Genomic DNA, 12,510 nt, shown 5'->3' with positions numbered 1-12,510 from the left:
GAAAGGTGCTGTTGGCATATGAAAATTGTGATTATTGGCGGTGACGCTGCAGGAATGAGCGCAGCAATGCAAATTATTCGGAATGATGAGGAAGCAGAGGTCGTCACACTTGAAAAAGGAAATATTTACTCTTATGGTCAGTGTGGGCTTCCGTACGTGATTAGCGGAAAGATCGAATCCTCCGATAAGTTAATTGCAAGATCAGTTGAAACGTTCCGTGATAAATATGGAATTGATGCGAGGGTCTATCACGAGGTCACTAGCGTTGATGCTGAGAAGAAAATCGTAACCGGGAAGAATCTTCAAACAGGTAAAGCCTTTTCGGAAAACTACGATAAGCTTTTAATTGCGACAGGCGTCAGTCCAGTTAAACCGGACTGGGATGGAATTGAGCTTGAGGGAATACATACATTAAAAACCATACCCGATGCTGAAAAAGTCATTTCAGATCTCGATGAATCAGTCAAAAACGTAGCTGTCATTGGTGGCGGTTATATCGGTCTTGAAATGGCTGAAACGTTCAGAGAGCTCGGTAAAAATGTACGGATTATTGAACTAGGGGCACATCTTGCAAGTATTTTCGATGAGGATATGGCTGAATTAATCCATGAGGAGGCAGAGCGGAACGAGGTTTCAGTGCATACCAACGAAGGTGTTCAATCCTTTAAAGGAGACACCCGCGTGAAAAAAATTGTAACGGACAAAGGCGAATATGACGCCGATCTTGTATTAGTCTCAGTCGGTGTAAAACCAAATACTGATTTTCTAAAAGAATGTGCTCTTCATACAAGGCAAAATGGCGCGATTCAGGTTAACCGCTATATGCAAACAAGCAAAGAGGACATCTACGCAGCCGGGGACTGTGCCACGCACTTCCACCGTGTAAAGGAACGAGATGACTTCGTTCCGCTCGGTACTACGGCCAATAAGCAAGGGCGTATTGCCGGCCTGAACATCATTGGACAGCCTAATACGTTTAAAGGCATTGTCGGTACATCCGTTATCAAGTTCTTCGGTTTAACGCTTGGACGTACCGGCCTCTCAACGAAAGAAGCAGAGGAATTAAACCTGCCGTTCAAGAGCTGTGCAACAGATGCAACGGACATTGCAGGATACTATCCGGAGGCAAGGGAACTTCGTGTAAAGATTATTTTCCGTGATGATAACGAACGCATTCTCGGTGGTCAATTCATCGGAAAATATGGCGTCGATAAACGGGTTGACGTGCTCGCAACAGCGCTTTACCATCAGATGACGCTTCATGACATTGAAGATCTTGATCTTGCCTATGCTCCACCTTATAACAGCGTATGGGATCCATTGCAACAGGCCGCGCGACGCGCCCAGCATTAAACTTGAGACATTAAAACCCTCTCCAGCGGAGAGGGTTTTATCGTGCTCGAACATGAATTTTATAACGTGGAACCGCATTATAAATTTTTGTGGCCAGGATTTTCTTTTGCTCACTCACATTCTTGTCATTTTTAAATTTCACATTCACCCAGGCATGATTCCCCGTAATTGAAACTGCTCCGGCATTAAATCCTTCTGCCTCAACCACTTCTCGAATTTTATCCTGATCATCACTAATTGTCGGCTTCTCTACTGCCATATTCCGATAGGATTGAGGATTCAGATTAATATCCGAATTCAACTCCTGTCCCTCTCCCCCCTGGCCATTCGCTTCAGGCGGCTTAAGTGGCGAACAGGCAGACGCAACGAGAACAAACACCATCATCATACAAGAAAAAACTTTCATACATCAGTCACCTCCTGACCTTAAGGTGTCCAATTGCTTCAACTATAAAGCAGTTAAAATATAGAAAAGCGGAAGTGACGGTTTAGGTCCGACAAGCGCTAGAGCCTCACAAATTGAACACGTTCATTGTGTTCGATTTGTGAGGTGAAGCGATCGAGGACCTGGTCACTGCAGCTAGATCATAGATCATAAAACATGGAGATGCTATTCTTAAAGTATAAAAAAAGAAGCCCGACTCATCGGACTTCATTAGATATTCCTTCTTGCTGTTTATCTCTTGCAGTTGGTTTACCAGGTACTTTATGGCAATGACGGCAGCGTGGTTCATATGATTCTGATGCCCCTACAAGGATAATGGGATCTTCGAAGTGAGCAGGTTTGCCATCAATCAAACGCTGTGTCCTGCTTGCTGGAGACCCACATACAACACAGATCGCCTGTAGCTTCGTTACAGATTCCGCAATCGTTAGAAGCTCGGGGACCTGTCCAAATGCCTGCCCACGGAAATCCTGGTCAAGGCCAGCCACGATCACACGTACACCTTCATCAGCAAGCTGCTGGGCAACCTCTACAATTCCATTATCAAAAAACTGAACCTCATCAATCGCCACCATATCCGTATCTTCTGAGACGCGGTCAAGGATCGCTATTGAATGATCAACCGGAACAGCAATGACTGACATTCCGTTATGAGACACAACAGATTCTTCACTGTATCTGTTATCAATTTTGGGTTTGAACACCTGGACTTTTTGTTTTGCGTAAGTCGCTCTTTTCACTCGTCGGATTAACTCTTCTGACTTCCCGGAGAACATACTCCCGCAAATAACCTCAATCCAGCCGTTGTGTTTCATCACATGCATGCAACCGCTTCTCCTTTCTCCAGCATAGGCATTAAAAATCACTAATGCCCTCTCTGTGGCAACAGCCTTTATCTTTGTTTATTGCTTATACTTTCATTCATTTTCTAATTAACGATTCTAAATGTATAGAGGAATTATTATTCGCTATCACGATTTTTGGCTCATTAGACGTTTGGAGAAGAAACGAGTGAGCAAATTCATTTGCTCTAATCGTTTCTTCCTCGAACGGTGGAAATGAGCCAAACTTATAGTGTTAAAAAAACAGGCAAGAAAGTAACACTTGCCTGTTTTTATTATTAACCTTTAAGGTTGTATTTTCTTCTAAACTTATCTACACGTCCACCAGCGTCATTAAACTTCTGACGTCCAGTATAGAACGGGTGACACTCAGAGCAGACCTCTACGCTGACGCCGTCCTGTTTTGTAGAACCAGTTTCGAATTCGTTACCGCAAGCACACTTAACAGTGATTGTTTCATAACCAGGATGAATTGCTTGTTTCATGAATTTCATCTCCTTCCGCCCTGATCCCTGAGGAACCAGAGTTATCTGAAGCTAGAAAGCCCGAAAGCCTTCTAGCTTCTGCACACATAGAAGTATTATAGCAGGGAGATTCATACAATGCAATTGGCCATGAACAGACTTATTCAGTTAAATGATTAGCGGGAAGAACCGCTTTTTTCCTTCTCAAACAGATCGAAAAACTCACTATTTGCCTTCGTTTTCTTAAGTCGTTTCAAGAAATTGTCAACAAATTCATACGAATCATCCATGCTCTTACGAATCGTCCAGAGCATTTCAAGCTGTTCTTTTGGAAGAAGTAATTCCTCTTTACGAGTACCAGAACGACGAATGTCAATTGCTGGAAAGACGCGACGTTCAGCAAGACGGCGATCAAGATGGAGCTCCATGTTGCCTGTTCCTTTAAATTCTTCATAAATAACATCATCCATACGTGAACCTGTTTCGACTAGCGCCGTAGCAAGAATCGTTAAACTTCCGCCTTCTTCAATGTTACGAGCAGCACCAAAGAATCGTTTAGGACGATGGAAGGCTGCCGGGTCAATACCACCTGAAAGCGTACGTCCACTTGGCGGGATAACAAGGTTATAGGCTCTTGCGAGACGTGTAATACTATCCAGAAGAATGACAACGTCTTTCTTATGCTCAACAAGGCGCATTGCACGTTCAAGGACAAGCTCAGCTACTTTGATGTGGTTATCTGGCGTTTCATCAAACGTTGAATGCACAACATCGCCATCTACAGAACGTTCAATATCCGTCACTTCCTCAGGACGCTCATCAATGAGAAGAACAATGAGCTCTGTTTCAGGATGATTCGTTGTTATACTGTTCGCAATTTCTTTTAGCAACATTGTTTTACCAGCTTTTGGAGGAGCGACAATTAATCCACGTTGTCCAAAGCCAACCGGTGCAATCATATCAATAATACGTGTTGAAAGACTTCCCGATTTGTTTTCAAAATTCATTCGTCTCTCAGGATAGAGCGGTGTAAGCGCAGGGAAATGGACGCGTTCCTTCGAGGAATCAGGGTCTTCTCCGTTTACGGCAGCAACGTGTAAGAGTCCATAATAGCGCTCATTCTCTTTTGGTGGACGTACTTTTCCTGAAACGCGGTCTCCGTTACGTAAATCAAACCTGCGAATCTGAGATGCAGAAATGTAAATATCCTCTGCACTTGATGAGTAATTGATTGGCCTTAGAAAGCCAAATCCTTCTGATGAAATGATTTCGAGTATTCCTTCCATGAAAAGAAGACCGCTCTGTTCTGCTTGAGCTTTTAAGATGGCAAAAACAAGCTCTCTCTTGTTCAACTTGCTATAATAAGAGACTTTATAAAGCCTTGCCTGCTCATACAGTTCTTTTAATGTCATTTGTTCTAATTCTGATAAATTTACTGCCATGTTGACACCACACTTTTTATATAATAATAGGTTTTACCCCGGTGAATACATAAGAAAACAAGAGCAAAAAGGTGAATTTAACCAATTTTACTTGTGAATAGTAAGAAAGAGAGAAAGAGTTGTTGAGATCCTGTGAGAGGCTAGTATGTGATCCATTCAGGCATCTCTTAAGTGAGAGTAGAGGAAGTGCACAACGAAGGTGTTGCTTAGCAATCGTTACTCTGAATTCCTAGGTTTGTTCATGTGCCTTGTTGATTTCCAGCCCATTTCCGCACTGTGAAGACGAAACGCAGGGCGAATGAGCCAAAAATCATACTTTCAATATATTTATTAACAACTTTGATTTCTTTGTTAAGTTTAGCTGAAATAATACAGCACCTTATAGTTTTACCAGATTCTCTACGAATATTCAACTTGAAAAGAGAGATCCGTGTTCACTTAGCGTTGATTTAAGGTCTAATGACGAGGTCTGGTTTCTTTTTCAAACTATGCTTTCCGTCAATAAAACGAACTGTTCCTGACTTTGCACGCATAACAACAGATTGTGTTGTTCCTGCTGTTCCCTTGAATCTTACACCCTTTAATAATTCGCCATCTGTTACGCCCGTAGCGGCAAAAATAGCATCGTCGCCTTTAACGAGATCCTCCATATAAAGCACTCGCGAAATGTCATCAATGCCCATTTCCTTACATCTGTGCAACTCTTCATCATTCTGTGGAAGTAACTTTCCTTGAATTTCACCGCCGAGGCATTTTAAAGCTACAGCAGCAAGGACACCCTCAGGGGCGCCACCGGATCCAAATAAAATATCAACACCGGTGTCTTCGAACGCTGTGTTAATAGCAGCAGCAACGTCACCGTCTGAGATCAATTTGATTCTAGCTCCTGCAAAGCGAACTTCTTCTATAATCTTTTCGTGGCGCTTACGGTCTAATATGACCGCCACACAGTCTTCAATGTCTTTTCCTTTTGCTTTTGCAACTGCTTTCAGGTTATCGAGCACGGAAGCGTTAATATCGATTTTGCCAACTGCTTCTGGTCCAACTGCGATTTTATCCATGTACATATCTGGAGCATGCAACAGGTTACCGTGATCAGCCACTGCTAGTACAGCGAGGGCATTCCATGTTCCGGCAGCAACAATGTTCGTTCCTTCAAGAGGGTCTACAGCCACATCTACGCGAGGACCATAACCTGTGCCTAGCTTCTCGCCGATATAAAGCATTGGCGCTTCGTCCATTTCGCCTTCCCCAATAACGACTGTTCCTTTCATTGGCACTGTATCAAACACGTCTCTCATAGCTGTTGTCGCAGCGTCGTCTGCTTCTTCTTTCTTACCTCTCCCCATCCAACGGGCTGAAGCAAGTGCGGCAGCTTCTGTAACCCTGACCAGTTCCATCGATAAACTTCTTTCCATAATGCTCTCCCCCAATTCGCACAATCTCTTTATTTAAACGCTTACACGAAAAGATGACAGAAGGGCGGTTTACACCGCCTAATGTCTGTTATATTAAGAACTTTCTACTTCTTTCAACTCTTCCTGATCCAACTTCTCACGCCAAACTCTCGCACCGAGATTGCTTAGTTTTTCGACAAGTCGCTCATAGCCGCGATCAATGTGCTCAAGTCCAGATACTTCTGTAATCCCTTCAGCCATCAGTCCAGCAACAACTAGTGCTGCTCCTGCCCGTAGATCTGAGGCACGAACTTTGGCACCCTGGAGTTTTACTGCCCCATTAATAATGGCAGAACGGCCTTCCACCTTCACATTTGCACCCATTCTACGAAGCTCGTCAATATGCTTAAATCTTGCACCATAGATCGTATCTGTTACGATGCTACTGCCATCTGCATTGGTTAGGAGCGAAGTAAAAGGCTGTTGTAAATCGGTCGGGAAGCCCGGGTATACAAGAGTTTTTAAATCTACGCCTGTCCATCCTTCACGCGGTGAGCGAATGTACACTTGATCTTCATTTGTCTCCACTTTCACACCCATTTCACGAAGCTTTGCTATAAGTGATTCAAGGTGCTGGGATATGACATTATCAATCACAACTTCGTCACCCATCGCAGCTGCCATGATCATATATGTACCCGCCTCGATCCGGTCGGGAATGATCGAATGATAGCAGCCGCTGAGCTCGTCCACACCATCAATTCGAATAACGTCTGTTCCAGCTCCTTTTATTTTCGCACCCATGCTTGAAAGGAGCGTAGCAACGTCAATAATCTCGGGCTCTTTTGCTGCATTTTCAATAACTGTCCGCCCTTTTGCACGTACTGCTGCAAGCATAATGTTTATAGTTGCCCCAACACTCACAACGTCAAGGTATATGCGCGCACCTTTTAACTCATCAGCACGGAGATAAATGGCACCCTGCTCATTGGTTACTTTTGCACCGAGCGCCTCAAAGCCTTTAATATGCTGGTCAATCGGGCGTGGGCCAAGATTACATCCGCCCGGTAGGCCGATAACTGCTTTCTTAAAACGACCGAGCATCGCCCCCATTAAGTAATAAGAGGCACGAAGCCTTTTCACTTTTCCATTCGGTAGTGGCATCGCAATCATGTCCTGTGGATTCACAGTTAATGTATTTCCGTTCAGTTCAGCCTGGCCTCCGATTTCTTCAAGAAGATCCCGGAGAATTCCCACATCAGAAATGTTCGGTAAATGATCAATCGTGACGGTGGAGTCTGCTAAAATAGCCGCCGGGATTAATGCAACCGCGCTATTCTTGGCACCACTCACTTGAACGGTTCCACTCAGGCGGTGACCTCCAGCGATCATTAACTTTTCCATAATGGTCTCCCTTCTTCGTCCGTATCTTATTTCTATGGCGATGTCGAAATTTGATACTTCTTAAGAATAGTATGGGCAAAAACAGGAAGTTCATGCCAATTTGTTCTTGTTATTCCATCTCTTTTTTTGCTTCTTCCCAATCGGAGAGAAACTGATCAATTCCTTTATCAGTCAGCGGATGTTCTAGCATTTGTAGAACAACTTTTAACGGCATTGTACCGATATCAGCGCCACGAAGAGCAGCTTCCGTTACATGCATTGGATGACGAATCGATGCAGCAATGATTTCAGTCTCAATCCCATGTACTGCGAATAGCTCAGAGATTTCAGAGATAAGATCTAGGCCATTTTGACCAATATCATCAAGACGTCCAAGGAATGGTGAAACGTAAGAAGCACCAGCACGAGCGGCAAGCAATGCTTGATTCGCAGAGAACACAAGCGTTACGTTTGTTTTAATGCCCGCTTCAGAGAATGCTTTAACTGCCTTCATCCCTTCACGATTCATTGGCACCTTCACTGTAATGTTCGGAGCGATTTCAGCAAGCTGTTTGCCTTCTTCAATCATTTCCTCAGCCGTCATCGATACGACTTCAGCACTGACAGATCCAGATACGAGGCTTGTAATTTCTCTTAGACGATCATGGAAGTTTACTTTTTCCTTCATCACAAGCGATGGATTTGTCGTAACTCCAGCAACAACACCCATATCGTGAGCTTCTTTAATATCATTCAGATTGGCAGAATCTATGAAAATTTTCATTGTGTTCGTCCTCCTTTAATTTAGAAAGCGTTTACGAGAAAAATTTTAACATATTTTGTTTTGCGTGAGCTGATTTGATTTTAAATTAAATGAAAAATAGTCTAAATGTAGTTGGTAGGGGGAAATAAAAACGGAAATCAGAAACCGCTCGGGATCGAGCGGTTTTGATAATCCGATTTAAGAAGTTTATGCTTTGTTTGAAGAACCGAACTCACGCATTTTACCGATAACTGTTTCTTTAATCGCGTCGCGTGCTGGTCCCATATATTTACGTGGATCGTAAAGGTCTGGTTTCTCTTCAAGAACAGAACGAACTGCTCTAGCAGAAGAAAGTTGACTCTCAGTGTTCACGTTGATTTTAGCATGTCCAAAAGTGATTGCTTTTTTCACGTCGTTTGTTGGAATACCAGTACCACCGTGAAGTACGAGAGGAACACCAGTCATTTTACTGATTGTTTCCATACGGTCGAAGCCAAGGTTAGGTTCACCTTTGTAAGGGCCGTGTACAGAACCAAGTGCAGGTGCGAAGCAATCTACACCAGTTTCGTTAATTAGGCGCTCGCATTCTTCTGGAATTGCGTAAGCAGCTTCAGCATCGTCAACGATTAAGTCATCTTCTTGTCCGCCAATGCGTCCAAGCTCAGCTTCAACAGAAACACCAACTGCATGTGCAGCTTCAACAACTTTAGAAGTAAGAGCGATGTTTTCGTCTAGAGGGAAGTGAGAACCATCAATCATAACAGAAGTAAAGCCAGCGTTGATCGCTTGCATACACTTCTCGAAGCTAGAACCATGGTCAAGGTGAATCGCAACTGGAACTGTAACCTTGTACTCTTCCATAAGAGCTTCAACCAATTTCACAACTGTTTTGAATCCGCCCATGTAACGAGCAGCACCTTCAGAAACACCAAGAATAACTGGTGACTTCTCTTCTTGTGCAGCTTGCAGGATCGCTTGAGTGAACTCAAGGTTGTTAAGGTTAAATTGGCCAACTGCGTAGCCTTCTGCTTTACCTTTGTCGAGCATTTCTTTCATAGAAACTAAAGGCATAATAAATCCTCCTCAATATAATTTAAAATCTCCAGATTGTTACCTGGAACATCTTAATAACAAATACCTGTCAATGGAGCATGCAGATACATCCAGAAAAAACTTTCTTCTTCAAGATGGCACAAACAACGTTATTTTATGTATGTCCCGCTTTAAGAATTTGAGGTTAATCTGAATCCAATTAATCTCTTCTACAAACTATCCAAAAACACGGTTCTATTATAGCATATCACTTTTATAAAAGAAGGGAAAAAGCCTGATTTAACGGGATTTGTTTATGTAAGCGCTATCCAAGCTTAAGAATGTTCAGCAAGTTCTTTTTTGACAGCCGCTTTAATCTCGTCAATATCAAACGGCTTTGCAAAATGGGTAATCGCGCCAAGATCCATCGCTTCATGGATCATATCCAATTCTCCATAAGCCGTCATGATTATAACGAGTGCTCGGGCTTCCATCTTCTTAATGCGCTTTAGGATCTCAAGCCCGTCCATGCCCGGAATCTTCATGTCGAGGATAACTAAGTCAGGATCCTCACTTTTAACAATCGATAAGGCTTGAACACCATTTGCAGCCTGGTAGGTCTGATAGCCATCTTTTTGAAAGATTTCATTAAGAAGGATACGTATTCCGTATTGATCATCTACTATTAGAATTTTCTTGTCCATCTGTGAGCACCTACTTTTTGGTTAGTCTTATAAGATTAGTTCGCTTTAAATTAGTGAATCCCTTCCTGATTATACCTTTCAGGCTGTAATTCGCAAGGAATACTTGTACGCGTTATAATAAGTACCGCGAACGTACCAATTCGAAAACTATTTCAGAATTATTTCATTATCTAAAGAAAGGCAGTGTCTTATGCTTAAAATATTTACTACTCAGTTGATGGGTAAGTTTAAAGGGATTCAAGACAATCATGAGATGGTCATTGAAGATATTTCGAGACTGTTTGCTCAAACGATAACTGGAGGTGGGACCGTTTATTTCTATGGAGAGCATGAACTTCAGGGAGCGGCTCTTGAAGCAGTTTATGGTACTGAGAAGCTACCTTCGAGTGCTATTTTACATGATCCATCGGTTTTGACTGATAAGGATTGTGTTATCTTATTCACGCGATTTAATGATGATCAGACAACAGCCGATCGAGCGAATCAGTATAAAGAAATGGGAGCTACGGTCGTTGGTATTTCCGCTACTCGTAAGGATGCTGATCCGCTTCTTGAACAAAGCGTGAACTTCTATATCAACACAGGCTTAACAGCAGGACTTGTTCCGAATGATGACGGCGAACGGATCGGGTATCCCTCTTTACTAACTTCTCTATACGTTTACCATGCCCTTCACTTAACAACGAGGGAAATATTGGAAGAACATGACTTTGATTTTTAATGACTAGTTCGAAAAGCTGATCGCCAGGTCCATTATGGAATAAGTCCTAGTTTTGTGATACTTTAATCAAATACAAAAATAAATATTTTCCTAAAATAAAATAAAGCATCTCCTTCGCATGAAGGAGATGCTTTTCTTCGCTACTGTTTATCTATTGTTAGCAATAGATGCGCCAATAAATTCTTTAAACAGCGGCTGTGGACGTGTTGGGCGAGAAGTAAATTCCGGGTGGAATTGAGAAGCAACAAACCACGGGTGGTCCTGCACTTCGATCACTTCTACAAGACGTCCATCAGGGCTTGTTCCTGAGAAGACGAATCCTGCTTCTTCCATTTGAACACGATACTGATTGCTAAACTCATAGCGGTGACGATGACGCTCATACACCACTTCATCATTATAAGCTGTGTAAGCTTTTGTGCCTTCAATCAGCTTACATGGGTATAATCCTAGACGAAGGGTACCACCAAGGTCTTCCACATCTTTTTGCTCTGGAAGAAGATCAATGATCGGATACTTCGTCGTTGGCTTAATTTCAGCTGAATGAGCGCCTTCAAGGTTTAATACGTTACGCGCAAATTCAACAGAAGCAAGCTGCATACCAAGACAGATTCCTAAGAAAGGAACTTTGTTTTCACGCGCATATTGAATCGCTGTGATTTTCCCTTCGATGCCGCGATCTCCAAATCCCCCAGGAACGAGGATTCCATCAACGTCAGAAAGAAGTTCATGTGCGTTCTCATGTGTTACTGTCTCAGAGTTCACCCATTTAATGTCGATATCCGCATCAAATGCATAACCTGCATGCTTTAAGGATTCAACTACTGAAATATACGCATCTTGAAGAGCAACATACTTACCAACAAGAGCAATCTTAGTTTTAGCTGAAAGGTTCTGAACCTTATTCACAAGCTCTTTCCACTCATCCATGTCAGCTTCCTGACAGTTTAACTTCAGGTGGCTGCATGTGATTTCATCAAGCTTTTGAGCTTGAAGTTCAAGAGGTACTTTGTAAAGCGTGTCTTCATCCTGTGCTTCGATAACGGCGTGCTCATCAATGTCACAGAACAGGGCAATCTTGTCTTTCATTTCTTGAGGAACAGGCTGTTCAGCTCGCACTACAATTACATTTGGCTGAATACCAAGACTGCGAAGCTCTTTTACACTGTGCTGAGTCGGCTTCGTTTTTATTTCACCAGCTGCTCTCAAGTAAGGAAGAAGCGTACAGTGAATGTACATTACGTTTTCTTTACCAATGTCGCTTTTGATCTGACGAATCGCCTCAAGGAATGGAAGACTTTCGATGTCTCCTACCGTTCCACCGATTTCTGTAATAACAACGTCCGCATTCGTTTCGTTTCCAGCTCGGAAAATACGCTCTTTAATTTCGTTTGTAATGTGGGGAATAACCTGAACTGTTCCACCAAGATAGTCACCGCGGCGCTCTTTACGAAGAACAGCCGAGTAAACTTTACCTGTGGTTACGTTTGAGTACTTGGACAGATTGATGTCGATAAAGCGCTCATAGTGTCCAAGATCAAGGTCAGTCTCAGCACCATCATCCGTAACAAATACTTCTCCATGCTGATACGGGCTCATTGTCCCTGGATCGACGTTAATGTATGGATCAAACTTCTGAATCGTTACGCTCACGCCTCGGTTTTTTAAAAGACGTCCAAGTGATGCTGCTGTTATTCCTTTACCTAGCGAAGAAACAACGCCGCCTGTTACGAAAATATACTTCTTCTGTTTACCTGTGGTCATATTTCTGCCCCCTCATGGTTTGTATTCTGCCCTTCTAGAAAGGAAGAGGATTCATCTGAAACGACTGATTTTATATTTTTAAATAAAATCAATGCTGATTGTTACAATTAGATCAACTTAACGGAAGGTTCACTTATTCTGATTACGCAGCGACTCATGTAAAGAGTTACACTGATCACTATATAAAAACAAAAAAACAA

At 42.7% G+C, this 12,510-nt stretch carries 12 protein-coding genes; 2 read left to right on the top strand and 10 right to left on the bottom strand.

Features of this window, described 5'->3' with window-relative positions; genetic code table 11:
* Window positions 1-18 precede the first annotated feature (18 nt).
* Entirely contained in the window at window positions 19-1,353 is a 1,335-nt protein-coding gene (locus tag ABFG93_RS12665) for a CoA-disulfide reductase (RefSeq protein ID WP_347548390.1), read from the top strand.
* A gap of 37 nt (window positions 1,354-1,390) precedes the next feature.
* Here the strand turns inward: ABFG93_RS12665 and ABFG93_RS12660 are convergent, their stop codons facing one another.
* The 9 genes from ABFG93_RS12660 to ABFG93_RS12620 form a co-directional block, all read right to left on the bottom strand.
* Window positions 1,391-1,759, bottom strand: coding sequence for a hypothetical protein (locus tag ABFG93_RS12660; protein WP_347548389.1), 369 nt, complete (start codon window positions 1,757-1,759; stop codon window positions 1,391-1,393).
* Between the two features lie 236 nt (window positions 1,760-1,995).
* Window positions 1,996-2,622: a thymidine kinase gene (locus ABFG93_RS12655; protein ID WP_347548388.1), complete on the bottom strand. Its 627-nt coding sequence runs from the start codon at window positions 2,620-2,622 to the stop codon at window positions 1,996-1,998.
* A 296-nt stretch (window positions 2,623-2,918) separates the two neighbouring features.
* Window positions 2,919-3,125, bottom strand: a complete 207-nt coding sequence (gene rpmE / locus ABFG93_RS12650) for a 50S ribosomal protein L31 (protein WP_347548387.1) — start codon at window positions 3,123-3,125, stop codon at window positions 2,919-2,921.
* Window positions 3,126-3,280: 155 nt separating this feature from the next.
* Entirely contained in the window at window positions 3,281-4,546 is a 1,266-nt protein-coding gene (gene rho / locus ABFG93_RS12645) for a transcription termination factor Rho (RefSeq protein WP_347548386.1), read from the bottom strand.
* A 449-nt stretch (window positions 4,547-4,995) separates the two neighbouring features.
* Window positions 4,996-5,964, bottom strand: a complete 969-nt coding sequence (gene glpX / locus ABFG93_RS12640) for a class II fructose-bisphosphatase (protein ID WP_347548385.1) — start codon at window positions 5,962-5,964, stop codon at window positions 4,996-4,998.
* Between the two features lie 93 nt (window positions 5,965-6,057).
* The gene (locus tag ABFG93_RS12635) at window positions 6,058-7,347 is read right to left on the bottom strand and encodes a UDP-N-acetylglucosamine 1-carboxyvinyltransferase (RefSeq protein WP_347548384.1); all 1,290 of its coding nucleotides are present in this window, start codon (window positions 7,345-7,347) and stop codon (window positions 6,058-6,060) included.
* Between the two features lie 109 nt (window positions 7,348-7,456).
* Entirely contained in the window at window positions 7,457-8,110 is a 654-nt protein-coding gene (gene fsa, locus ABFG93_RS12630) for a fructose-6-phosphate aldolase (protein ID WP_347548383.1), read from the bottom strand.
* A gap of 186 nt (window positions 8,111-8,296) precedes the next feature.
* Window positions 8,297-9,160 (bottom strand): class II fructose-1,6-bisphosphate aldolase, encoded by an 864-nt coding sequence (gene fba / locus ABFG93_RS12625; RefSeq protein ID WP_347548382.1) that lies wholly within the window; start codon window positions 9,158-9,160, stop codon window positions 8,297-8,299.
* 296 nt (window positions 9,161-9,456) lie between these two features.
* On the bottom strand, window positions 9,457-9,825 hold the full coding sequence (locus tag ABFG93_RS12620; protein ID WP_347548381.1) for a response regulator: 369 nt from the start codon (window positions 9,823-9,825) through the stop codon (window positions 9,457-9,459).
* 190 nt (window positions 9,826-10,015) lie between these two features.
* On the opposite strand from ABFG93_RS12620, the gene ABFG93_RS12615 reads away from it, so the two are divergent.
* Window positions 10,016-10,546 carry a DUF2529 family protein gene (locus tag ABFG93_RS12615; RefSeq protein WP_347548380.1) on the top strand — a complete coding sequence of 177 codons (531 nt, stop codon included), beginning with the start codon at window positions 10,016-10,018 and terminating at the stop codon, window positions 10,544-10,546.
* A 147-nt stretch (window positions 10,547-10,693) separates the two neighbouring features.
* Here the strand turns inward: ABFG93_RS12615 and ABFG93_RS12610 are convergent, their stop codons facing one another.
* Window positions 10,694-12,310 (bottom strand): CTP synthase, encoded by a 1,617-nt coding sequence (locus ABFG93_RS12610; protein WP_347548379.1) that lies wholly within the window; start codon window positions 12,308-12,310, stop codon window positions 10,694-10,696.
* Window positions 12,311-12,510 lie beyond the last annotated feature (200 nt).

The organism is Pseudalkalibacillus hwajinpoensis, from assembly GCF_039851965.1.
Classification (GTDB): domain Bacteria; phylum Bacillota; class Bacilli; order Bacillales; family Guptibacillaceae; genus Guptibacillus; species Guptibacillus hwajinpoensis_E.
Note: the sequence above shows the minus strand (reverse complement) of the source record. Positions and strands in the feature narration are given on the sequence as shown.

What these genes read in the sequence shown, in the direction of transcription:
- ABFG93_RS12665 (WP_347548390.1), top strand. Translation starts at nt 19, where the DNA reads ATGAAAATTGTGATTATTGGCGGTGACGCTGCAGGAATGAGCGCAGCA.
- ABFG93_RS12660 (WP_347548389.1), bottom strand. Translation starts at nt 1,759, where the DNA reads ATGAAAGTTTTTTCTTGTATGATGATGGTGTTTGTTCTCGTTGCGTCT.
- ABFG93_RS12655 (WP_347548388.1), bottom strand. Translation starts at nt 2,622, where the DNA reads ATGCATGTGATGAAACACAACGGCTGGATTGAGGTTATTTGCGGGAGT.
- rpmE (WP_347548387.1), bottom strand. Translation starts at nt 3,125, where the DNA reads ATGAAACAAGCAATTCATCCTGGTTATGAAACAATCACTGTTAAGTGT.
- rho (WP_347548386.1), bottom strand. Translation starts at nt 4,546, where the DNA reads ATGGCAGTAAATTTATCAGAATTAGAACAAATGACATTAAAAGAACTG.
- glpX (WP_347548385.1), bottom strand. Translation starts at nt 5,964, where the DNA reads ATGGAAAGAAGTTTATCGATGGAACTGGTCAGGGTTACAGAAGCTGCC.
- ABFG93_RS12635 (WP_347548384.1), bottom strand. Translation starts at nt 7,347, where the DNA reads ATGGAAAAGTTAATGATCGCTGGAGGTCACCGCCTGAGTGGAACCGTT.
- fsa (WP_347548383.1), bottom strand. Translation starts at nt 8,110, where the DNA reads ATGAAAATTTTCATAGATTCTGCCAATCTGAATGATATTAAAGAAGCT.
- fba (WP_347548382.1), bottom strand. Translation starts at nt 9,160, where the DNA reads ATGCCTTTAGTTTCTATGAAAGAAATGCTCGACAAAGGTAAAGCAGAA.
- ABFG93_RS12620 (WP_347548381.1), bottom strand. Translation starts at nt 9,825, where the DNA reads ATGGACAAGAAAATTCTAATAGTAGATGATCAATACGGAATACGTATC.
- ABFG93_RS12615 (WP_347548380.1), top strand. Translation starts at nt 10,016, where the DNA reads ATGCTTAAAATATTTACTACTCAGTTGATGGGTAAGTTTAAAGGGATT.
- ABFG93_RS12610 (WP_347548379.1), bottom strand. Translation starts at nt 12,310, where the DNA reads ATGACCACAGGTAAACAGAAGAAGTATATTTTCGTAACAGGCGGCGTT.